We start from the raw sequence: 21,699 nt of genomic DNA, 5'->3' as shown, positions 1-21,699 counted from the left end.
TCCGGCCATGTCCACCGCAGCCCCGAAGCCCGCCCCCGCCGGCGCCCCCGCCGACACCGCCACCGGCGCCTTCACCGAGTCCGGGTCCGACTCGGACTCCGGCTCCCGGAGCGGCTCGCCGCGGCCGGCCCTGCTCAGCTTCCTGGGCGGGGTGGGCACGGTCACCGGCAGCAAGTTCCTGGTGGAGAGCGACCGGGCGCGGATCCTCGTCGACTGCGGGCTCTTCCAGGGCTTCGCCCAGCTGCGCCGGCGCAACTGGGAGCGGTTCGCGCGCGACGCCGCCGACATCGACGCCGTCGTGGTCACCCATGCGCACCTGGACCACTGCGGCTATCTGCCCCGACTGGTCCGGCAGGGCTTCCGGGGCCCGATCCTCACCAGCCCGCACACCGCGCGCCTCGCCGAGATCGTGCTGCGCGACAGCGCCCGGCTGCAGACGGAGGCGGCCCGGCACGCCAACGAGCACGGCTGGTCCAAGCACCGTCCGGCCAAGCCGCTGTACGACGACACCGACGTCGACAAGACGCTGGCCTTCCTCGACCCGGTCCCGGTCGGCGCGGACGTGGAGATCACCGGCGGCAACCGGCTGACGCTGCACCACGCCGGCCACATCCTCGGTTCGGCCTGGGCCCGGCTGACCCTGGAGGACGGGCACAGCCTCGCCGTGTCCGGGGACCTCGGGCGTCCGGGGCATCCGCTGCTGCTGCCGCCGGAGCCGTTCTCGGGCGCGGACGTGCTGCTCATGGAGTCGACGTACGGCGACCGCCACCACGACCAGGAGTCGGGCCGCTCGGCCTTCGCGGACGTGATCTCCCGTACCGTGGCGCGGGGCGGCACCGTCGTCGTACCGGCCTTCGCGATCGACCGGACCGAGGTGGTCCTGCACGAGCTGACCCGGCTGCGCGAGACGGGTGTCCTGCCCCGGTCCGTACCCGTGTACGTGGACAGTCCGATGGCCCTGGCCGCGCTCGACGTGTACCAGGACGCGGTGCGCGAGCGGTCCGCCGAGCTGCGGCCGGAGATCCTGGCCGCGGGAGCGGCGGCGCTGAGCCCGGCCCCGTTCCTCGCCGCACGGACCGTGCAGGAGTCCATCGAGATCAACAGCGTGCCCGGCCCCGCCGTCATCGTCTCCTCGGCCGGCATGGCCACCGGCGGCCGTGTCCTGCACCATCTGCGCCGGCTCCTGCCCGACCCGCGCAACTCGGTCGTCGTGGTCGGATTCGCCGCGGCGGGCAGCCGGGCGCGGGACCTGGTGGACGGGGCGCGCGCCCTGAAGATGTTCGGCCAGTACGTACCCGTGCGCGCCGAGGTCGCCGACGTGCCGCACTTCTCGGCGCACGCCGACGCGGAGCAGATCCTCGGCTGGCTGCGCGGCGCGCCCGCCCCGCACACCACCTACCTGGTGCACGGCGAGCCGGCCGCCTCCGAGGCGCTGCGCGAGCGCATCGACCGCGAGCTGGGCTGGACGGCCGTCGTGCCGCGCTCCGGGGAGGCCGTCCTGATCCGCTGACCGCCCTGAGGCCCCGCTGCCCCACCGTTCCCCGCCCCGTCGCATTCCCAGCTCCGTCGCTTTCCCAGCTCCGTCGTTTCCCCTGCCCCGGCGTCGACCGCTCGGCCGGTGAGGAGAGTGCCATGACCACGCAGCCGTTCACCGTGGCCGACGTGATGACCAGAAGGGTCGTCGCCGTGCAGTCGGACGCGGACTTCAAGGAGATCGTCGCCGCCATGGAGCGGTGGAAGATCACCGCCGTGCCCGTCCTCGCGGGCGAGGGCCGGGTCGTCGGCATCGTCTCGGAGGCGGATCTGCTCCTCAAGGAGGAGTTCCGCGACCACCGCCTCGGCCTCGTCGAGCAGCTGCACCGCCTTGAGGCCACCGCCAAGGCCGGATCGCGCCGGGCGAAGGACCTGATGACCTCCCCCGCCGTCACCGTGGGCCCCGAGGCCTCGCTCCCCCGCGCCGCCCGCCTGATGGCCGCCCACCGGGTGAAGCGGCTGCCGGTCGTCGACGAGCACGGCACGATCCTGGGGATCGTGAGCCGCGCCGACCTCCTCAAGGTCTTCCTGCGCACGGACGAGGAGCTGGCCGCGGAGGTCCGCAGGGACGTCGTCGAGCACCTCTTCCCGCTCTCCCGCGACCGGGTCGCCGTCCGCGTCGACGCGGGCGTCGTCACCCTCTCCGGCGAGGTCCGCGACAGCGCGCTCATTCCCATGGCGGCGCGGCTCGCCCGGACCGTGGAGGGTGTGGTGGACGTACGGAGCGAGCTGACCGCGCGGCCTGGCGGGTAGGCCGGCCCCGGGATGCCGCTCGCCGACCCGTCGCCGTGCGCGGCGCCGGCCGGCCGCGCATCCTCGATACATGTCCGAGGTGACGTCCACCGACCTGTACGAGGTCACCATGGCGCTGTCCTACCTGCGGGAGGACATGCGGGCGCCGGCCACGTTCAGCCTCTTCGTGCGCGACCTGCCGCCGGGCCGGGGCTTCCTCGTCGCGGCCGGTCTCGAACCGGTCCTGGAGCTCCTCTCCCGCTACCGGGTGGGCCGCGCCGACGTCGAGGAGTTCGCCGAGGTGCTGCGGCGGCCCGTGGCGGACCTGGAGCCGCTGCGCGGTCTCTCCTTCGACGGCGAGGTGCGTGCCGTGCCCGAGGGGCGGCTGGTGTTCGCGGGCGAACCGCTCCTGGAGGTGACCGCGCCGCTGCCGCAGGCACAGCTCGTCGAGACGCACCTGCTGTCCCTCGTGGTGCACCAGACGGCGATCGCGTCCAAGGCGGCCCGGTGCGTGCTCGCCGGGGCCGGGCGGCCGCTGGTGGACTTCTCGCTGCGCCGGACGCACGGGCCGGAGGCCGGTCTGCGGGTGGCGCGGCTGTGCGGGCTCGTCGGCTTCGCCGGCACCAGCAACGTCGCCGCCGCCCACCGCTGGGGCATCCCGGCGGCGGGCACGATGGCCCACTCGTACGTCGAGGCCTTCCCCTCCGAGGAGGCGGCGTTCCGGGCCTTCGCCCGCACGCATCCGGGTCCGGTGACCTTCCTCGTCGACACGTACGACACCGATCGCGGGGTGGCGACGGCCGCCCGGATCTTCGCCGACCTGGGCCTCGGCGCCGGGTGCGGGATCCGGCTCGACAGCGGTGACCTGGGGGCGCAGGCGGCCCGGGCGCGGGCCGCGCTGGACGCGGCGGGGCTCGGCGAGGTGCGGATCATCGCGAGCGGCGGCCTGGACGAGTACGCCGTCGACCGGCTCGTACGGGAGGGGGCGCCGATCGACGCGTACGCGGTGGGGTCGAAGGTGGGCACGGCCGCCGACGCCCCGTATCTGGACGCGGCGTACAAGCTCGTCGAGTACGACGGGCGGCCGGTGATGAAGCTGTCCGCGGCGAAGGTGACGGCCCCCGGACCCAAGCAGGTCTTCCGCGGCCCCGGGCTTCGCGATGTCATCGGCCTGGCGAACGAGGAGCCGCCCGAGGGCACGGAGCCCCTGCTGCGCACGGTGATGCGGGGCGGTCTGCGGATCGATCCGCCCGACACACCGGCCGCCGCCCGGGCCCGCTTCGAGTCCGATCTCGCCGCGCTCCCGGAGGAGGCCCGCCGCATCACGGACCCGGTGCCGCCGGTGCCCACGGCGTCGACGCGGCTCACGGTCCTGACGACGGTCGTCCGGCACCGGATCGAGGCGCGGACGGGGACGGCGGGCCGGCGGCCGGCGACGGACTGAACGCTAGGCCGGACCGTCGTCGTGGTCCGTGGCCGTGGGGCCCGGGCCCGAGGCCGGGAAGGTGTGCGGGACGATCTCGACCGGGCAGTGGGCGTGGTGGATCAGGGCGTGCGCGACCCTCCCGAGCGCGGGCCCGAGGCCGAGCGGCCGGCCGCCGCGGCCCATCACGAGCAGGTCGGCGCCGCGGCTCGCCTCGATCAGGATTCCGGGGGTGCTCGTGCCCGTCTCCACGTGGTGCGTGACGTTCAGGCCGGGGTGGGCCCGCCGGACGCGGTCGGCCAGCTCCTTCGCCTCCCGGACCCGGCGCCGGGCGATCCCGTCGAGGTCGTCCAGCATGGTGGCGACCCTGCCGACGTGGGCGAACACGTTCCACACGCTCTCCAGCCGCAGGGACGCCTTGCGGGCCTCGGCCTCGGCGGCGGCGAGCAGCAGCCACCCCAGGTCCGAGGGGTCGTGCACGGCCGCGAGGACCGTACCCGTCTCGGGGCGCTCGTCCTCCCCGCGTACGACGATCACGGGCACGTCGGCGCGGGCCGCCACGCCCAGGCCGACGGAGCCGAGCATCAGCGTGGCGAATCCGCCGAGTCCGCGGTGACCGACGACGATCGTCCCGTTCCGCCCGGCGGCCGCGAGCAGCCCGGAGACCGGTTCCTGGCGGCCGAGCTCCCGGCTCACGGAGAGGTCGGGGAATCGTTCCCGCACCGCCTCGGCGGTGTCGGTCAGCAGGTCACGGCCGACCTCGCGCACCGTCTGGATCGTCTCCGCGTCGGCGAACAGGGCACGCCGGTCGGTGTCGGCCGCGTGCACCAGATGCAGGGTGCGGCCGCGGCGGGCGGCCTCGGCGGCGGCCCAGAGCGCGGCCGTCCGCGCGGCCGGGGAACCGTCGATGCCGACCACGACGTTGCCGAGCTCCGGCCGGGCGGGTTGCCCGTTCTCCGTCTCTCTGTCGCCGCTCATGGTTCTCCCTCCTCGTCCCTCCGCGGTGGTGCGTCCGGGAGCGGACTGCCGAGGCTCAGTCCAGTGACTCCTCGGCGGTGTGCGGTCGCCGCTGCGGTACGACGGCGACGGGGCACGCCGCGTGGTGCAGGGCGCGGTGGGCGACCCTGCCGAGTTCCAGGCCGACGAGCCCGTCACGGCGACGCGCACCGACGACCAGCAGGTCGGCGGCCGCGGACCGTTCGGTGAGGACGCGGTGGGCATGGCCCTCGGCCGTGGTCCTGCGGAGCCGGACGTCCGGGTGTTCGCGGGCCACCGCGTCGAGCGCCTTGTCGAGCAGGTCGGAGGCCTCGTGCTCGGCCAGCACGCCGCCCTCGCCGGTGAGCAGCGGGTGGGCGGCCGGTTCGTGGGAGCGGTGCTGCCAGGTCCGTACGACGTCGAGCTCGGCACCGCGTACGGCCGCCTCCCGGAAGGCGAACCGCACGGCCGGCGAGTCCACGTCGTGCTCTCCGACGCCGAGCAGCACCCGTCCGTGGCGGCTGTCCAGGGCGTACCGGTCACCGCGGACGACGACGACCGGCCCGGCCGAGCGGGCCGCCACGACGAGGCCCACGGAGCCGAGGAGCAGGTCCTTGAACGCGCCGCGTCCCCGGGAGCCGACGACGAGGAGCGTGGCGTCCTGGCCCTCCCGGAGCAGGGCGCCCGCCGGGTCCTCGGCGAGGACGTCGGTGGTGACGGCGACCCCGGGCGCGCGGAGCCGGGCGCGGTCGGCCGCGGCGGCGACGATGCTCTCGGCGAGCACCTGCCCGGAGGGGCGGTGCGTGGAGTCGGCCGGCTCCACGCCCTCGTACCGCTCCCAGAGCGAGGCATGGACGACCCGGAGGGGCAGCCGGTGGCGCGCGGCCTCGTCGACGGCCCAGTCGAGCGCCGCGAGACTGGCGTCGGAACCGTCGACTCCCACCACCAGAGGTGCTGTGACCGGGGGCTCCGTCCCCAGAGGCGATCCCATCGCGCCCACCGCCTTCCGCCGCGTGAGGTGGTCTGCCGCCACCTCCACGCTGCCACCCTCGCACCGGCCGGGCACGAGGGATAGGGCCGGTCGGCCCCGGTGGCCCGTGGCGGTGGTGGCGCGAATGATGGAAGGAGTGGGTCCACAGGAGGTGACCGGACGTGACGCGGAGCATCGTGGTCGGCTTGGACGGTACGGAGCAGGCGGAGTCCGCCGCCGCGTGGGCGGCGGACGAGGCGGTGCTGCGCGGCGCGGCGGTGCGTCTGGTGCATGTGCTGGTGCCGTCGCCGGACGCCCTCGTGCCCTTCGTGGCGCGCGAGCCCGTCGAGTCCTGGGCCGAGGATCTGCTCGCCCGTACGTCGGCGGCCCTGCGCGAACGGCGGCCGGGCCTGTCGGTCACGACCGAGCTGCTGCCCGGCGACGCCGTGCCCGGCCTGGTCACCGCCGCCGACGACGCCGACCTGCTGGTCCTCGGCTCACGCGCGCTCGGCGCCGTGGCCGGATACTTCCTGGGCTCGGTCGGCATGACGGTGGCGGGCCTGGTCGAGCGGCCCGTCGTCCTGGTCCGCGCGGGAGACCCGCCGGCGCCGCCGGACGGCCCGGTGTCGGTCGGCGTGGACGTGCGTCAGCCGGCCGAGGGCCTGCTGGGGTTCGCCTTCGAGGAGGCCGCGCGTCGCGGCAGCCCGCTGCACGTGACGTACGTCCAGCAGCTGCCGCCCTTCGCCGGGCTCGGCCCGTCGATGGTCCCGGACGTCCGGCCGGCCGTGACCCCCGAGATCCAGCGCTCGCTCGACGACCAGCTCCTCCCCTGGCGCGCCAGGTACCCGGGCGTCCCCGTGACCGACCGCGTGGTGCTCGGCTCGGCCGGCCCCGAACTCGTCCGCACCGCCGCACACGCCTCCCTCGTGGTCATCGGCCGTCGCATCCGCCGCTCCCCGCTGAGCACCCACATCGGCAGCGTGGCCCACGGTGTCCTCCACCACAGCCCGGCGCCGGTCGTCCTCCTGCCGCACGAATGACCGGCCGCACCGGCGGGCAGGAGGTGCGGCGGCCCGTGCGTGGCGGCGGTCGGGCCGGGTAGGCGCACGGAGCGGGGAAGGCCCAGGGCGGGGATTCGCCGTCCAGTGGAGGTGTGTCATGGAGACCGCCGTTCGCGGCATGCTCAACATCCATCCCGTCGGCCCCATCGCGCCGGCCGACGCCGACGCCCTGAGCCGGTGCGTCGAGCGATGCATGGCCTGCGCCCAGGCGTCCACGGCGTGCGCCGACGCCTGCCTCGCCGAGAGCGAGATCCGCTCCCTGGCCGCGGCCGTCCGTACGGACCTCGACTGCGCGGACCTGTGCACGGCCACGGCGGCCGTCCTGACCCGGCTGACCGTCCGGAACGGCGACGTCGTCCGGTCCGTGCTCGTCGCCTGCCGCACCGTGTGCGCCGCGTGCGCCGACGAGTGCGAGCGGCACGGGGACCGGCACGAGCACTGCCGGATCTGCGCGGAGGCCTGCCGCGACTGCGAACAGGCCTGCGCGGAACTGCTGGAGCTGCCGGAGCCCGTGGGCTGACGCGGTGACGTCTGCCGCGCCCGACGGGCAGTCGTCGTACGGAGACTTCGGGTACGGACGCACGCCCGGTTCGGCGCCGCGGCGCACTGGCGCCACCGCCGCCCGGACAGCCGGGCGGGGGTGCCCCCGTCCCCGGCCGGGAGCCCGTTGTCAGACCCCTGCGTCAGTATCGAAGGCATGACGACGACTGCCGTACCCGCCCTTTCGCTGACCGACCGCGCCGCCTACGACCGTGCGGTCGAGCAGGCCCTCGCCGCGAGCGCCGCCTACTACGCGGACGGGGAGACGACGCTCGACGACGCTTCCTACGACGCGCTGGCCCGCGGCATCGCCGGGTACGAGCTGGCGCACCCCGATCAGGTGCGTGCGGACTCGCCGACCGGGAAGGTCGGCGGGGGCGTGGCGCCGGCGGGCGAGGTGGCGCACACCGTGGCCATGCTGTCGCTGGACAACGTCTTCGACGCCGAGGGGCTGGTGAAGTGGGACGCCTCGCTGGCCCGCCGGATCGACCGTCCGGTGGCGGGCGGGTACGCGGTGGAGCCGAAGCTCGACGGGGCGGCGATGGCGGCGCGGTACCGGGACGGGCGGCTCGTGCAGCTCGTGGGACGTGGGGACGGTGCGCAGGGCGAGGACCTGAGCCATGCGATCGGTTCGATCGTGGGTCTGCCGACCGAGGTGCCGGGCGGGGCGACCGTGGAGATACGAGGTGAAGTGCTGCTGACCCGCGAGCAGTTCGAGCGGGCGAACGAGATTCGGGCCGCGCACAACGCGAAGCCCTTCTCCAACCCGCGCAACGGCACGGCCGGCACGCTGCGGGCCAAGGACCGGCCCTACACCATCGAGACGACCTTCTTCGCGTACGGGGCGGTGGAGCTGGACGGTTCCGCTTTCGTCGCGGGGGCGGGCGCGAGCCACGAGGCCGTCATGGCGCGGGTCGCGGCCCTGGGCGTGCAGACGACGACGGCCACCGACATCGGGCTGCGCGTGTACGGCACGCTCGCCGAGGCGCAGGCGCGGGTCGAGGAGATACAGCGGGCGCGGGCGGACCTGCCGTTCGGGATCGACGGGGTGGTGATCAAGGCGAACGACCACGCCGAGCAGGACGCCGCCGGTTCCGGTACGCGCCACCCGCACTGGGCCATCGCGTACAAGCTGCCGCCGGTGGAGGCGCGGACCAGGCTGCTCGCCGTGGAGTGGAACATCGGCCGCACCGGGCACATCGCGCCGCGCGCCGTGCTGGAGCCCGTCGAGGTGGACGGCAGCACCGTCACGTACGCGACGCTGCACAACCCGGCCTTCATCCGGAACACCGGCCTGAAGGTGGGCGACACGGTCGTGCTGTACAAGGCGGGGGACGTCATCCCGCGTGTGGAGGCGCCGGTGGTGGCGCTGCGCACCGGCGAGGAGACCGACATCGTGCTGCCCGAGGTGTGCCCGGGATGCGGCGGGGACATCGACACGTCCGGCGAGCGCTGGGAGTGCGCGGGCGGGGCGAGCGGCGGGTGCGGGCGGCTGCCCGCGCTGCGGTACGCGGTGGGCCGTGACCAGCTCGACATCGACGGCCTGGGCGTGACCTATCTGGAGGCGCTGGTCGAGGCCGGTCTCGTGGACGACGTGGCCGATCTGTTCTTCCTCACCCGCGACCAGCTCGCCGAAGCCACCGGCAGCGACAAGCGCGCCGAGTCGCTGCTCGGCCGGCTCGCGCAGGCGAAGGAGCAGCCGCTGCACCGGGTGTTCTGCGCGCTCGGGGTGGTGCGGACCGGGCGGACGCTGTCGCGGGAGATCGCCCGGCACTTCGGCACGATGGAGGCCGTCCGGGCGGCGACCCCGGAGGAGTTGGCGGAGGTGAAGAAGCTTCCCGGTGCCAACGCCCCGAAGATCGCGGCCCACATAGCCGCCCTGGGTCCGGTGATCGACAAGCTGGTCGCGGCCGGGGTGAACATGGTCGAGCCCGAGGCCGACGGCGCGGACGAGTCGAAGGGCAAGCCGCTCGCGGGCGAGGCGGTCGTCGTCACGGGCGGTATGCACGGGCGGCTGGCCGGCCGCAATCGCAACGAGATGAACGAGCTCATCGAGCGTGCGGGCGGGACGGCCTCCGGAAGCGTGTCGAAGAAGACGACCATCCTCGTCGCGGGCGAGGGCGCCGGGTCGAAGCTCGCCAAGGCCGAGCAGCTCGGCACGCGGGTGCTCGGTGAGGAGGAGTTCGCGGCGCTGATCGCCGACCACCTCGCCTGACGCGGCGCCTGGCCGGACGGGCCGGTGTGCGGCCCTAGTCGCCGCCGCCCCCGCCGTCTCCGCCGCCGTCTCCTCCTGCGCCGTCGCCGCCGTCCGAGCCCCAGCCGTCGCCTCCGCCGGGCTCGTTGTCGTCGCTGCCGCTGCCCAGGTTGCTGAACCAGGAGCGGTCCCAGTCGGCGTCGGTGACGACCGGCTCGGCGCCGTCCGCGACCCGCCGTTCGGAGCGGAAGCGGGCCAGACCGGTGGTGTCGCCGAGGCCGAAGGCGACGGCGAAGACCTGGGCCATGACGGCGTCCAGCGGGTCGGTGCTCTCGTACCGGACCGGGGCGAGGGGCAGCAGCAGCGAGCCCGGTTCGACGGCGGGGCGGCGCGGGGGCCGGGTCAGCAGGGCGACGCGCCGGTCGTCGCGCAGCAGCCAGGAACTCGCCGAGCCGTCGCGGCGCAGCGTCCAGTGCGGGCCGCCCGGCAGCCGGACGTCCACCGAACTCCTCGACTTGCGGAGCCTCTTCCGCAGGGCGAGACCGGCCGTGGCCTCGCCGACGGTCAGGCGCAGGCCCTTGGCCGGGTCTGCCTCGTCGCGGTGGAAGCCGCGCGGCGCCCGGATCCGTACGACCGGAGCGCGTGGCCCCCACACGTCGACGCGCACGAGCCGCCGGTCCACGGCGACGGTGATCGGCCCGGCGGGACCCTGCGTGTGCCGCCGGGCGATCCACAGCGGTACGCCTTCGGCCCAGGCGCGGCTCGCGAGGGCGCCCACGCCCTCCGGACCGCCGCTGTGCCGCAGGGCCAGTTCGCCCAGTTCGCGGGCGAACTCGGCCGCCCGGCGGACCTTCACCGGCTTGCTGGTGCCGGTCACCCGGGTGACCGGGACCGCGCCGGCGCCCTGGGGCAGCCGGTCCAGCGGGCGTTCGGCGCCTCCGCCGCCGAGCCAGCGGCCGCGCTGATACGCCTCGGCCATGGCCGCGAGGTTCAGCTCGCCCAGGGCCGTGGTCCGGCCTCCCCTGCGCAGTCCGTCCTCGGTCAGCCGGACCGTCCGCGCCAGCGGATTCCACGACTGCTCGTCATAGAGCACCCGGCTCACCCCGACCCCCGTACCTCTCGCCGGACCGTCACGCCCACGTGCTGACCGCGAGGCGCGTCAGGGCGTGCTCGTCGCCCTGCCTGACCTTGCCGGGCGTCGTGGCCGGCGCCGTGGCCGGTCTGGTCGTAGCCGCTGCCGATGGACCGTCGAGGTCTGCCGGGCCGTCTTCCTTGGTCAGCGTGATCACGGGGTCTTCCTTTGTCGGAGGGTCTACTCCCATCCAGAGTCCGCCCACCCCCTCGGCGGTTCCCGCGACGGTCCCGGCTCCGCTTGACCTTGACACGGTGACAAGGTCTTCACTGCGGTGCGGGAGGTGGCCTGATGACCACGAACAACCCGGACCGGGCGGTGCTGCGCGGACTGGAGCACGCGGGCGCGTCCATGCGCCTGAGAGCGGCGCTCGCGATCGGCACGACCCCGGACCCGGCGTACGTCGGCGCGCTCGTCGAACGGTGTGCGGTGGAGCCCGAGTTCCAGGTGCGGGAGATGCTGACGTGGGCGCTCACCCGGCACGCGGCGTCGGCGACGGTCCCGCTGCTCGTGGCCGAGGTCCGCTCGGGGCGGGCGCGGGCGCGGAGCCAGGCGCTGCACACGCTGTCCAAGATCGGGGACCGGCGGGCCTGGCCGGTGATCACGCCCGCGCTGCTCGCCGACGCCGACGACGAGGTGGCGCGCTGCGCCTGGCGGGCGGCGGTGGTGCTCGTGCCTCAGGGTGAGGAGGGCGCGCTGGCCGTAGTGTTGGCGGGGCAGCTCGGGCGCGGCGCGCGCGAGACGCGGCTGAGCCTGAGCCGGGCCCTGATCGCGCTCGGGGAGGTGATGCTGCCGGCCGTGGGCGCCGCGACGACGCATCCGGACCCGCACGTGCGGACGCACGCGCTGGCCACGGAGCGGTTGTGGCGGGACCCGGACGCCGGTTTCGAGTTCGCGATCGAGGAGGCGAAGCGGGTCGTGGCCCTGGGCGTGGCAGGCGAGGAGGGGCGGTAGGCCGTGCGGATCGGTGAGGTCGCGCGACGCTCGGGGGTCAGCGCGCGGATGCTGCGGCATTACGAGTCGCTGGGCCTGGTGCGGCCGACGGGGCGCAGCGGCACGGGCTACCGGGAGTACTCCGACGAGAACATCCGGCGGGTCTTCCACATCGAGAGCCTGCGGTCCCTGGGGCTTTCGCTGCGCGATGTCGGGCGGGCGCTCGACGACCCCGGCTTCGCGCCGGCGGAACTCGTCGCGGACCTTGTCCGCCGGACCGAGGAGCGGATCGCGGCGGAGACGGAACTCCTCACCCGGCTGCGCCGGATCGGCGCCGCGGAGCCCGCCGGCTGGGAGGACGTGCTGCAGACCGTCGCGTTGTTGCAGGCGCTGCGGTCGCCGAGCCCGGGGGCGCGGCAGCGCGCGGCGTTCTCGGCGGTCGAGGAGGTGCCCGTACCGGTGGAGGCACTGGTCGAGGCCGTGCTCGGCGAGCCGGATCCGAACGTGGCCGGGGCGCTGCGCTGGGCGCTGGCCCAGTCGGGCGGGGAGCGGGGTGCGGTGCTCCTCGCGCAGGGCCTGGGCGCGCCCTCCGCCGCCGTACGGAAGCGGGCCGTCCGCTCCCTGGCGGAGCTCCCGGGCGACACGGCGAGCGAGCTGCTGGCGGGCGCGCTCGGCCACCAGGACGTCGTGGTGCGCGGGTACGCGGCCCTGGCCCTCGGCGCGCGGGGGGACGCCGACGCGGTCCCGACGCTGGTCGACATGGTCGTCGAGGGGCGCAACGACGGGGACGCGGCCGACGCCCTGAGCACGTTGGCGGCCGATCCGGGCGTGGCGGACCGGATCGCGACCGGGCTCCTCGACCGCCTGTCCCGCGGCGGCCCCGACCCGTCCACGCGCCGCCGTCTGACCCAGGCCCTCGCGGGCGTCCCCGGCGACACGACCTCCCGCGCCCTGGCGGACCTTGCCGGGGACGAGGACCCGGGCGTCGCGCTGACCGCGACGTACGTGCTTTCGCTGCGCGCGGCCGGGTAGGAGCGCCCCGGTCAGGCGAGTTCGACGAGCAGGTCGCCGCCCTCCACCTGCTGGATGCGGGTGATGGCGAGCCGGGACACCCGGCCGCTCCTCGGGGCGGTGATGGAGGCCTCCATCTTCATGGCCTCGATGGTGGCGACGGTCGCCCCGGCCTCGACCTCGTCGCCCTCGGCGACGGCCAGGGTGACGACGCCCGCGAACGGGGCCGCCACATGGGCGGGGTTGGCGCGGTCGGCCTTCTCGGTGACCGGGAGGTCGGCCGCGGCGGCCTGGTCGCGGACCTGGATGGGGCGGAGCTGTCCGTTCAGGGTGGACAGGACGGTGCGCATGCCGCGTTCGTCGGCCTCGCCGATCGCCTCGAGCCCGATGAGCAGGCGCACGCCGGGGCCGAAGTCGACGGCGTACTCCTTGCCGGGGCGCAGCCCGTAGAAGAAGTCCTTGCTGTCGAGGACGCTGGTGTCGCCGTACGCCTGGCGGTGTGCCTCGTACGCCTTGGTGGGGCCGGGGAACAGCAGGCGGTTGAGCGTGGCGCGGCGGTCCTTGGCGAGGCCCTCGCGGTCGTCGGCGCCGAGGTCCTGCATGGGCTTGGGTCCGGCGCGGCCCTGGAGGGCCTTGGTGCGGAAGGGTTCCGGCCAGCCGCCGGGCGGGGTGCCGAGTTCTCCGTGGAGGAAGCCGACGACGGAGTCGGGGATGTCGAAGCGCTCGGGTGCCGCCTCGAAGTCCTCGGGGGCGACGCCGGCGCCGACGAGGTGCAGGGCGAGGTCGCCGACGACCTTGGAGGAGGGGGTGACCTTGACGAGCCGGCCGAGCATCCGGTCGGCGGCGGCGTAGGTGGTCTCGACGTCCTCGAAGCGGTCGCCGAGGCCGAGGGCGACGGCCTGGGTGCGCAGGTTGGAGAGCTGGCCGCCGGGGATCTCGTGGTGGTAGACGCGCCCGGTCGGCGCGTCGAGGCCGGCCTCGAAGGGGGCGTAGATCCGGCGGACGGTCTCCCAGTACGGCTCCAGGTCGCCGACGGCCTGCAGGTCGAGTCCGGTGGGCCGGTCGGAGTGGTCGGTCGCGGCGACGATCGCGGACAGCGAGGGCTGCGAGGTGGTGCCGGCCATGGAGGCCACGGCGCCGTCGACGGCGTCGGCCCCGGCCTGGATCGCCGCGAGGTACGTGGCGAGCTGGCCGCCCGCCGTGTCGTGGGTGTGCAGGTGCACCGGCAGGTCGAACTCCCGGCGCAGCGCGGAGACCAGGGTGGCCGCGGCGGGGGCGCGCAGGAGACCGGCCATGTCCTTGACGGCCAGGACGTGGGCGCCGGCCTCGACGATCTGCTCGGCGAGCCGCAGGTAGTAGTCGAGGGTGTAGAGGCGCTCCGACGGGTCGGAGAGGTCGGCGGTGTAGCAGAGCGCGACCTCGGCGACGGCGGTGCCGGTCTCGCGCACGGCGTCGATGGCGGGCCGCATCTGCCGTACGTCGTTGAGCGCGTCGAAGATGCGGAAGATGTCGATGCCGGTGGCGGCGGCCTCCTGCACGAAGGCGTCGGTCACCTCGGTGGGGTACGGGGTGTAGCCCACGGTGTTGCGGCCGCGGAGGAGCATCTGCAGGCAGATGTTCGGTACGGCTTCGCGCAGGGCGGCGAGCCGCTCCCAGGGGTCCTCGGCGAGGAAGCGGAGCGCGACGTCGTAGGTGGCGCCGCCCCAGCATTCGAGGGAGAGCAGCTGCGGCAGGGTGTGTGCGACGGCGGGGGCGACGGCGAGCAGGTCCTTGGTGCGCACCCGGGTGGCGAGGAGCGACTGGTGGGCGTCGCGGAAGGTGGTGTCGGTGACGCCGATGGTCGGCGACTCGCGCAGGCCGCGGGCGAAGCCCTCGGGGCCGAGGGCGGTGAGCCGCTGCTTGGAGCCGGCGGGCGGCGCGGCCGGGGCGCCGGGTCGGGATCCTCCGGCCTGTGTGCCGGCGGGGAGCCGGGGCAGCTTGGCGGTCGGGGCGATCAACTCGGGCCGGGGGCCGTGCGGCTTGTTGACGGTGATGTCGGCGAGGTACGTGAGGAGCTTGGTGCCGCGGTCGGCGGAGTGGCGGGCGGTGAGCAGGTGCGGGCGCTGCTCGATGAAGGCGGTGGTGACCTGCCCGGCCTGGAAGTCCGGGTCGTCGAGGACGGCCTGCAGGAAGGGGATGTTGGTGGAGACGCCGCGGATGCGGAACTCGGCGACGGCGCGCCGGGCGCGGCCGACGGCGGCGCGGAAGTCCCGGCCCCGGCAGGTCAGTTTGACCAGCATGGAGTCGAAGTGGGCGCTGACCTCGGTGCCGGCGTGGGTGGTGCCGCCGTCGAGGCGGATGCCGGAGCCGCCCGGCGAGCGGTAGGCGCTGATCATGCCGGTGTCGGGGCGGAAGCCGTTGGCGGGGTCCTCGGTGGTGATCCGGCACTGCAGGGCGGCGCCGCGCAGCACCACCGACTCCTGGGCGAGGCCGAGGTCGGCGAGGGTCTCGCCGGCGGCGATGCGGAGCTGCGCCTGTACGAGGTCGATGTCGGTGACCTCCTCGGTCACCGTGTGCTCGACCTGGATGCGCGGGTTCATCTCGATGAAGACGTGGTTGCCCTCGCGGTCGAGGAGGAACTCGACGGTGCCCGCGTTGCGGTAGCCGATGGTGCGGGCGAAGCGGACGGCGTCCTCGCAGATGCGCTGCCGGACGGCCGGGTCGAGGTTCGGGGCGGGCGCGAGCTCGATGACCTTCTGGTGGCGGCGCTGGACCGAGCAGTCGCGCTCGTAGAGGTGGATGACGTCGCCCTCGCCGTCGGCGAGGATCTGCACCTCGATGTGGCGGGGGTCGACGACGGCCTTCTCCAGGAAGACGGTGGCGTCGCCGAACGCGGACTCGGCCTCGCGGGCCGCCGCCTCGATGGACTCGCGCAGCGCGGCACGGTCCTCGACGCGGCGCATGCCGCGGCCACCGCCGCCGGCGACGGCCTTGACGAAGACCGGGAAGCCGATCTCCTCGGCGGCGGCGACGAGTTCGTCGACGTCGGTGGAGGGCGCGGAGGAGCCGAGCACGGGTACGCCGGCCGCGCGGGCGGCGGCGACGGCGCGGGCCTTGTTGCCGGTCAGCTCCAGGGTCTGCACGGACGGCCCGACGAACGTGATGCCCGCCTCCTCGCAGGCGCGGGCGAGTTCGGGGTTCTCGGAGAGGAAGCCGTAGCCCGGGTAGACGGCGTCGGCGCCGGCCTTCCGGGCCGCCCGGATGATCTCCTCCACGGAGAGGTAGGCCCGTACGGGATGCCCGGGCTCCCCGATCTCGTACGCCTCGTCGGCCTTCAGCCGGTGCAGCGAGTTGCGGTCCTCGTGCGGGAAGACGGCGACGGTGCGCGCCCCCAGTTCGTAGCCGGCGCGGAACGCGCGAATCGCGATCTCCCCGCGGTTGGCCACCAGCACCTTGCGGAACATCCGTGATCCCTTCACCTCGTGGCCGTGGGCGCACCCGCGTCGCACTCGGCGAGCGGCCGGTTCGTCTCCGTCACGCTACGGGGTGCGGGGCCGCGGTCTGAAGGTCCCGGGGCAGTGACATGGATCATCGGGCCGATCGGCCGCGGGTCTGAGGGTCGGTCAGCCGGCCGGGTCGAGGAGGTGCGGGCCGTTGTTGCGGACGTTGTTGACGGCCGGGGAGACGGCGAGTGCGTCGAGGCGCCCGTCGGCGGGGCTGGTGAGCAGGGCGCGCAGGTCGTGGGTGTCCTGGTGGTGCGGGTCGAGCCAGGTGTCGTAGTGGTCGGGGGTGAGGGCGAGCGGCATGCGGGGGTGCACCCGGCCGGCCTCGTCGGTGGCCTCGGTGGTGATGACGGTGCAGGTCATGAGCCAGGCGCCGGGGTCGTCGTCGTCCGCGACGTCGGGGTCGCGCCAGTACTCGTAGAGGCCCGCGAGCGCCATCACCGTGTCGTCCGCGGGGTGGATGAAGTACGGCTGTTTGCGGACCTTTCCGGTCTTCTCGTCCTTGACGGGGTCCCACTCGTAGAAGCCGTCGGCGGGCAGCAGACAGCGCCGCTTGGCGAAGGCCTTCCGGTACGCGGGCTTCTCGTGCACGGTCTCCACCCGCGCGTTGATCATCCGCGCCCCGCCCTTGGCGTCCTTCGCCCACGACGGTACGAGCCCCCAGCGCAGCGCCCTCAGCTCGCGCCGCACCTCCCCCTCGTCGCCGCCGTGGCGGGCGGTCCGTTCGAGGACGGCGTACACGGGGTCGGTGGGCGCGACGTTCCAGCTGGGCGCGAGCGTCTCCTCGGGGCGCCACTCGGTCACGTCGAAGAGCCGGGTCAGGTCCTGGGGACTCCGGGTGGAGGCGTATCGGCCGCACATACGGCCACTGTGCCACGGGGGGGGCCGCTGGGCGGGGTGCCCGGTCAGACGTCCCAGGTGACCGGGAGGCTCTTCACGCCGTAGATGTCGGCCGTCTCCGGGCGCAGTACGACCTCTTCGGCGGGGACGGCGAGGCGCAGGGTCGGGAAGCGGTCGAGGAGGGCGGTGAAGGCGGCCCGCATCTCGATGCGGGCGAGCTGCTGGCCGAGGCAGAGGTGGATGCCGTGGCCGAAGGCGAGGTGGCCGCCGGGGACGGGCTTGCGGCGGATGTCGAGGACGTGGGGGTCGGCGAAGCGCTCGGGGTCGCGGTTGGCGGTGTTGTACGCGAGGAGCACGGTCGTGCCGGCCTTGACGGTCTGCCCGCCGAGCTCGACGTCCTCCAGGGCCGTCCGCATGAAGGACTTGGCGACGCTGAGGTAGCGGAGGAGTTCCTCCACCGCCTGGTCGATCAGCGTCGGGTCCTCGCGCAGCGCGGCGAGCTGGTCCGGGTGCTGGAGCAGGGCGAAGGTGCCGAGGGAGAGCATGTTCGCGGTGGTGTCGAACCCGGCGGCGAGGAGGATCAGCGAGATCCCCTTCAGCTCCTCGTCGGTCAGGTCGGTCTCGGTGAGCTCGCTGAGCACGTCGTCGGTGGGGTGCGCGCGCTTGGCGGCGACGAGCTCCGCGAGGTACTCCTGGGTCGCCGTGTACGCGGCGATCAGGTCCTCGTCGCTGGTCTCCCCGCCCATGAAGGTGTCGATCTGCTCCTGGAAGGAGGCGCGGTCCTCGTACGGGACGCCGAGGATCTCGCAGATGACGATCGTGGGGATGGGCTTGCCGAACGCGGTCACGAGGTCCGCCGTCGGCCCGGCCGCCTCCATCGCGTCCAGGCACTCGGCGGTGATCTGCTCGATGCGCTCGCTCAGCAGCCGCATCCGGCGTGCGGTGAACCGGCTCACCAGCGGCTTGCGGTAGCGGCTGTGCTCCGGATCGTCCATCAGCAGGAACTCGCCGGGCGGCGCCGGCGGGATCTCGAAGTCGACCACGTTCAGGAGGTCCTTGCGCGCGCTGAACCGCGGATCGGCCAGGACGGACCGGACCAGGTCGTGGCCGGTGACGAGCCAGCCGGCCTTGCCGCCGATGTGGGTGAAGGGGCTGATGGGGCCCTGGCGACGGGCCTCGGTCAGCTCGGCCGGCGGGTCGAAGGGACAGCCCGGCTGACGCGTCGTAGGCGTCGTGAAGGTCTGCGGGGATTCACTCATGGCCACTCCTCAGCTCGCGACATGACGTGTTTGAACATCCCGAAAGCTACGTTGCGTTCAGAGATCGGTCAATCATCGAAACCACGCAACACCAGGTCAAGAGCAGGAAATTGATGCAATGACGCTGCCGTCGAACGCAACGAGAGAGAAGCACTGTTGCAATGAGCTGAAGCGAAGGCAATGGCCCGGCAGGGGCCCGGGCCGGTCCCGGTCGGCGGGCGCACGCACCCCGGGCGCCGCGACGTGCGCCTGTGCGCCCCCGGCCGGGGCTCGCGCGCGGGCGTCGGCGCGTCATTGTCGTGGTGGGCATCACGACACGGAGAGCGAGGGACCCGATGGGGCGACAGGAGCCGGGCCGGGACGGGCTGGAGTACCGCCTGAAGGAACTGGACCCGCCGGGCGTCGTGTACGACACCTGGTTCATCCCGCCGCAGGACGCGGGCGCGCTCCCCATCGGCCTCACGGGCGAGGCCGCCGCCTTCGTGGCACGCGTCCAGCGCCTCGGCCCGATCTACGGCGGCGCGGTCCCCGAGGCCGCGGTCCGTCTCGACCTGCGCCTGGACGAGGAGGCGGTCACCCGCCGCGACGGCGTCCGGGCCCGCACCCACCGGCTGCACGCGCGGGGCCACGTCCTCGTCGAGGCGGAGGACGAGCGGGCCGTGCCGCGCCTGCGCCTGGTCCACAGCCGCCCCCGGCGGCCCGGCGAGGCGTGGGTGCTCATGGGCGGCGGCGCGGACGGGTAACCGGGCCCAGGCCGATCCGGGGCGAGCCCGAAAGACACGGCCTAGTTCTTACGGGCGAGCAGATGGACCTCCGGGAACTGGCGCCGGTCGGTGGGCTGGGGCGCCCGCACCATGCGGGCGACCTCCGCGATCCCGGACTCGCGGAGCATCTCGGCGAGTCGGTCGGGCGACCAGCGGTAGGCGGGTGCGACCGCGTGGTCGGAGACCAGGGCCGGGGCGGAATCGTCGGTGGCCCAGAAGCCGAGGAGGAGGTGGCCCCCCGGGGCCAGCACGCGGTGGAACTCGGCGAGAACGGCGGGGACTTCCCGCGGCGGCGTGTGGATGATGGACCACCGCGACAGGATGCCGCCGAGGGCGCCGTCGGCGAGGTCGAGCGCGCTCATCGACCCCACCTCGAACCGAAGCCCCGGATGGGCCTCCCGGGCCAGCCCGATCATCGCGGGCGAGGCGTCCACACCGAACGCCGCCAGCCCCGCCTCCGCGAGATGAGCGGTGACGTGTCCGGGCCCGCAACCGAGGTCCGCCACGTGTCCTCCGCCGGCGCCGACCGCCTCGGCGAAGGCGCTCAGCATCGCGCGGTCCAGCGGACTGTCCCGCAGCGAATCCCGGAACAGCTCCGCGTACACGGGTGCGGCGGTGTCGTAGGCCTCGCGGGTGGCGCGGAGGGCATCGTCTTCGACCATGCCCGCGACCGTAACCCCTGGCACTGACACCGGCCGTCCCGGTCGCACGCGACACAGGTGGGCCCGGCCGTCGCACACGGGGGAGGTGCGAGGCCGGGCCCACCACCACGGTAGCGCGGACCCGGCCGCCCCGTCTCCGGTACGGCGAAAGCGACGTGCGGAAACTGCCGGACGGCCGAAACACGGCGCCCCCACGAGTCGTGCGCGTCCACGTACGGGCGGGGCGGCCGTTCCCGCGGGCGGGGGAGCACACTGGCAGGAGAGGGGCGGAAGGCCGGCCCGGCTCGGGCACGGCCGGTTCCGTCCGCTCCGGGAAGAGGGTGCGCGCATGGCCAGAACACGGTCCTCGTCCCGCTCGCGCTACGCCCCCGACCGGGGGCTCGCGACGCGCATGGCGACGACGATGTTCCTGATCGGCCTCCTCTACGTGGTGTTCGTCGGCGTCCTGCTCGTGCTGCTGCGCGGGTCCTGGCCGATCATCCTGCTGATCACGGGCGCGCTGTTCGTCGGGCAGTTCTGGTTCAGCGACAAGATCGCCGCGCTCGGCATGGGCGCGCGCGAGGTGACCCGCGAGCAGGCACCGGAGCTGCACGGCACCGTCGACCGGATCTGCGCGCTCGCCGACATGCCGAAGCCGAAGGTGGCGATCGCGGAGAGCGACGTGCCGAACGCGTTCGCCACCGGGCGCGGCGAGAAGACCGCGCTGGTCTGCGTGACGACGGGCCTGCTGCGGCGCCTGGAGCCGGAGGAGCTGGAGGGGGTCCTCGCGCACGAGATGTCGCACGTGGCGCACCGCGACGTCGCGGTCATGACGATCGCCTCCTTCCTCGGTGTCCTCGCCGGGGTGATGACCCGCGTCGCGCTCTACAGCGGCCTCGGGCGCAGCCGGGACAGCGCGATGGGCGTCGCCGTGCTCCTCGTGCCGGTCGTCAGCGCGGCCGTGTACATCGTGAGCTTCCTCCTCACCCGGGTGCTCTCCCGCTACCGCGAGCTGGCCGCGGACCGGGCCGCCGCACTGCTCACCGGCCGCCCGTCGGCGCTGGCGTCCGCGCTCACCAAGGTGAGCGGCGAGATGGCCCGGATCCCGACGAAGGACCTGCGCAAGGCGGAGCCGTACAACGCCTTCTGGTTCGCGCCGGCGTTCTCCTCGAAGGAGAGCCTGAGCCGGCTGCTCTCCAGCCACCCCACCCTGGAGCAGCGGCTCGAACAGCTGGCGCGGATCTCGGCGCAGCTCGGCGAGGCGTGAGGCGGGAGGCGGCACGGCGGTGGGACTCCTCGACAGCATCCTCGGGCGCAGCCGGCCGGTACGGCCGGATCTCGACCGGCTCTTCGGGCTTCCGGCCGCGGCCCTCACCCTCCAGGCGGGCACCGGCTTCGTGCCGACGGGCGCGGGGTCGGTGTGTTTCGCGGCGGTGGAGGGCGGGGCCTTCGCGCGGTTGAAGGAGGAGGTACGGGAGCTGCTCGACGCGGCGGGGGCGGCGGGGCCGCCCGGCGCGACGGGCGGCACGGCGCCCGTGACGTACACCCCGGACGCGTACGGCTACACCTGGCTCACCGTCCGCCGCCCCGCCGAGGACCTGATCACGCTGGTCAACGACCTGCACGCGGTCAATTCGCTGCTTGAGGAGGCGGGCTTCGGGCCGAATCTGCTCTGCTCCCTGACCGCGTTCCGCGCGCCCGGGGCCGGCGAACACCGGGCGCGCGACCTGGCGCTCGTCTACCTCTACAAGCGCGGCACCTTCTATCCCTTCGCACCGCGTCCGGATCGTGCCGAGACCCGCGACAACGCGCTGGAGTTGCAGGTCAGGGCGCTGCTCGCGGGCGACCTGGCACTGGAGCCGGACATGGAGCGGTGGTTCCCGGTGTGGGGCGCTCCGGGGCTCGGCGGGGCGGGGCCGGACGGGGCGGACCGGCCGCCCGGACCATGATCGCCCTGTGGTAGTTTGCCCGGGCCAGTCGTACCTCCGCACGGACTCCGCGTGAGCGGCCGTCCTGTGCACGGGTCAGGGAATCCGGTGGGAATCCGGAGCTGACGCGCAGCGGTGAGGGTGACGGGCGGGGCATCGGCCACTGGGGCAGCCGCGTCACGTGCGGTCACGCATGACGTGCGACGTACGGCGTACGACCCGGGAAGGCGTTCCGTCCGAGTGACCCCGAGTCCGAAGACCTGCTGGCGGCCCCGGCACGG

At 74.3% G+C, this 21,699-nt stretch carries 19 protein-coding genes and 1 riboswitch; of the genes, 11 read left to right on the top strand and 8 right to left on the bottom strand.

Annotation, left to right across the window (positions count from 1 at the left end; genetic code table 11):
• Positions 1 to 7: 7 nt before the first annotated feature.
• The 3 genes from AB0M18_RS08465 to AB0M18_RS08455 all read left to right on the top strand — a co-directional run bounded on the left by AB0M18_RS08465 (position 8) and on the right by AB0M18_RS08455 (position 3,709).
• The gene (locus AB0M18_RS08465; protein ID WP_365756048.1) at positions 8 to 1,510 is read left to right on the top strand and encodes an MBL fold metallo-hydrolase; all 1,503 of its coding nucleotides are present in this window, start codon (positions 8 to 10) and stop codon (positions 1,508 to 1,510) included.
• A 122-nt stretch (positions 1,511 to 1,632) separates the two neighbouring features.
• A complete protein-coding gene (locus tag AB0M18_RS08460; RefSeq protein WP_365756047.1) occupies positions 1,633 to 2,286 on the top strand; it encodes a CBS domain-containing protein in 654 nt (217 codons plus the stop codon).
• Positions 2,287 to 2,356: 70 nt separating this feature from the next.
• The gene (locus tag AB0M18_RS08455; protein ID WP_365756046.1) at positions 2,357 to 3,709 is read left to right on the top strand and encodes a nicotinate phosphoribosyltransferase; all 1,353 of its coding nucleotides are present in this window, start codon (positions 2,357 to 2,359) and stop codon (positions 3,707 to 3,709) included.
• A gap of 3 nt (positions 3,710 to 3,712) precedes the next feature.
• On the opposite strand, the gene AB0M18_RS08450 is transcribed toward AB0M18_RS08455, so the two are convergent.
• Complete coding sequence (locus AB0M18_RS08450) at positions 3,713 to 4,666, bottom strand: universal stress protein (RefSeq protein WP_365756045.1); 954 nt, start codon at positions 4,664 to 4,666, stop codon at positions 3,713 to 3,715.
• A gap of 55 nt (positions 4,667 to 4,721) precedes the next feature.
• Positions 4,722 to 5,654: a universal stress protein gene (locus AB0M18_RS08445; RefSeq protein ID WP_365756044.1), complete on the bottom strand. Its 933-nt coding sequence runs from the start codon at positions 5,652 to 5,654 to the stop codon at positions 4,722 to 4,724.
• A gap of 161 nt (positions 5,655 to 5,815) precedes the next feature.
• Here AB0M18_RS08445 and AB0M18_RS08440 point away from each other — a divergent pair, with 161 nt between their 5' ends.
• The 3 genes from AB0M18_RS08440 (at position 5,816) to ligA (ending at position 9,449) form a co-directional block, all read left to right on the top strand.
• Positions 5,816 to 6,673: a universal stress protein gene (locus tag AB0M18_RS08440; RefSeq protein WP_365756043.1), complete on the top strand. Its 858-nt coding sequence runs from the start codon at positions 5,816 to 5,818 to the stop codon at positions 6,671 to 6,673.
• A gap of 118 nt (positions 6,674 to 6,791) precedes the next feature.
• Positions 6,792 to 7,214 (top strand): four-helix bundle copper-binding protein, encoded by a 423-nt coding sequence (locus tag AB0M18_RS08435; RefSeq protein WP_365756042.1) that lies wholly within the window; start codon positions 6,792 to 6,794, stop codon positions 7,212 to 7,214.
• A 177-nt stretch (positions 7,215 to 7,391) separates the two neighbouring features.
• Positions 7,392 to 9,449, top strand: a complete 2,058-nt coding sequence (gene ligA, locus AB0M18_RS08430) for an NAD-dependent DNA ligase LigA (protein ID WP_365756041.1) — start codon at positions 7,392 to 7,394, stop codon at positions 9,447 to 9,449.
• Between the two features lie 34 nt (positions 9,450 to 9,483).
• Here the strand turns inward: ligA and AB0M18_RS08425 are convergent, their stop codons facing one another.
• Both AB0M18_RS08425 and AB0M18_RS08420 read right to left on the bottom strand, forming a co-directional pair.
• Entirely contained in the window at positions 9,484 to 10,521 is a 1,038-nt protein-coding gene (locus AB0M18_RS08425; protein WP_365756040.1) for a hypothetical protein, read from the bottom strand.
• A gap of 37 nt (positions 10,522 to 10,558) precedes the next feature.
• On the bottom strand, positions 10,559 to 10,717 hold the full coding sequence (locus tag AB0M18_RS08420) for a hypothetical protein (RefSeq protein WP_365756039.1): 159 nt from the start codon (positions 10,715 to 10,717) through the stop codon (positions 10,559 to 10,561).
• 134 nt (positions 10,718 to 10,851) lie between these two features.
• On the opposite strand from AB0M18_RS08420, the gene AB0M18_RS08415 reads away from it, so the two are divergent.
• Both AB0M18_RS08415 and AB0M18_RS08410 read left to right on the top strand, forming a co-directional pair.
• A complete protein-coding gene (locus AB0M18_RS08415; RefSeq protein ID WP_365756038.1) occupies positions 10,852 to 11,514 on the top strand; it encodes a HEAT repeat domain-containing protein in 663 nt (220 codons plus the stop codon).
• A 3-nt stretch (positions 11,515 to 11,517) separates the two neighbouring features.
• Positions 11,518 to 12,525 (top strand): HEAT repeat domain-containing protein, encoded by a 1,008-nt coding sequence (locus tag AB0M18_RS08410; protein WP_365756037.1) that lies wholly within the window; start codon positions 11,518 to 11,520, stop codon positions 12,523 to 12,525.
• An 11-nt stretch (positions 12,526 to 12,536) separates the two neighbouring features.
• On the opposite strand, the gene AB0M18_RS08405 is transcribed toward AB0M18_RS08410, so the two are convergent.
• From AB0M18_RS08405 to AB0M18_RS08395, 3 genes are all read right to left on the bottom strand, one after another.
• Positions 12,537 to 15,947 (bottom strand): pyruvate carboxylase, encoded by a 3,411-nt coding sequence (locus tag AB0M18_RS08405; protein ID WP_365756036.1) that lies wholly within the window; start codon positions 15,945 to 15,947, stop codon positions 12,537 to 12,539.
• Positions 15,948 to 16,106: 159 nt separating this feature from the next.
• The gene (locus AB0M18_RS08400; protein ID WP_365756035.1) at positions 16,107 to 16,847 is read right to left on the bottom strand and encodes an SOS response-associated peptidase; all 741 of its coding nucleotides are present in this window, start codon (positions 16,845 to 16,847) and stop codon (positions 16,107 to 16,109) included.
• 44 nt (positions 16,848 to 16,891) lie between these two features.
• Positions 16,892 to 18,085 (bottom strand): cytochrome P450, encoded by a 1,194-nt coding sequence (locus AB0M18_RS08395; protein ID WP_365756034.1) that lies wholly within the window; start codon positions 18,083 to 18,085, stop codon positions 16,892 to 16,894.
• A gap of 335 nt (positions 18,086 to 18,420) precedes the next feature.
• On the opposite strand from AB0M18_RS08395, the gene AB0M18_RS08390 reads away from it, so the two are divergent.
• A complete protein-coding gene (locus AB0M18_RS08390; protein ID WP_365756033.1) occupies positions 18,421 to 18,828 on the top strand; it encodes a hypothetical protein in 408 nt (135 codons plus the stop codon).
• 41 nt (positions 18,829 to 18,869) lie between these two features.
• On the opposite strand, the gene AB0M18_RS08385 is transcribed toward AB0M18_RS08390, so the two are convergent.
• On the bottom strand, positions 18,870 to 19,511 hold the full coding sequence (locus tag AB0M18_RS08385) for a class I SAM-dependent methyltransferase (protein ID WP_365756031.1): 642 nt from the start codon (positions 19,509 to 19,511) through the stop codon (positions 18,870 to 18,872).
• Positions 19,512 to 19,839: 328 nt separating this feature from the next.
• Between AB0M18_RS08385 and htpX the strand changes: the two genes are divergently transcribed.
• Together htpX and AB0M18_RS08375 are read left to right on the top strand one after the other, a co-directional pair.
• Positions 19,840 to 20,757: a zinc metalloprotease HtpX gene (htpX, locus tag AB0M18_RS08380; RefSeq protein ID WP_365756030.1), complete on the top strand. Its 918-nt coding sequence runs from the start codon at positions 19,840 to 19,842 to the stop codon at positions 20,755 to 20,757.
• Positions 20,758 to 20,776: 19 nt separating this feature from the next.
• Complete coding sequence (locus tag AB0M18_RS08375; RefSeq protein ID WP_365756029.1) at positions 20,777 to 21,439, top strand: hypothetical protein; 663 nt, start codon at positions 20,777 to 20,779, stop codon at positions 21,437 to 21,439.
• Between the two features lie 77 nt (positions 21,440 to 21,516).
• Positions 21,517 to 21,680, top strand: a riboswitch (cobalamin riboswitch).
• Positions 21,681 to 21,699: the final 19 nt, after the last annotated feature.

The organism is Streptomyces sp. NPDC051909, assembly GCF_040681095.1.
Taxonomy (GTDB): Bacteria; Actinomycetota; Actinomycetes; order Streptomycetales; family Streptomycetaceae; genus Streptomyces.
This window is presented reverse-complemented; position numbering and strand designations above follow the sequence as displayed.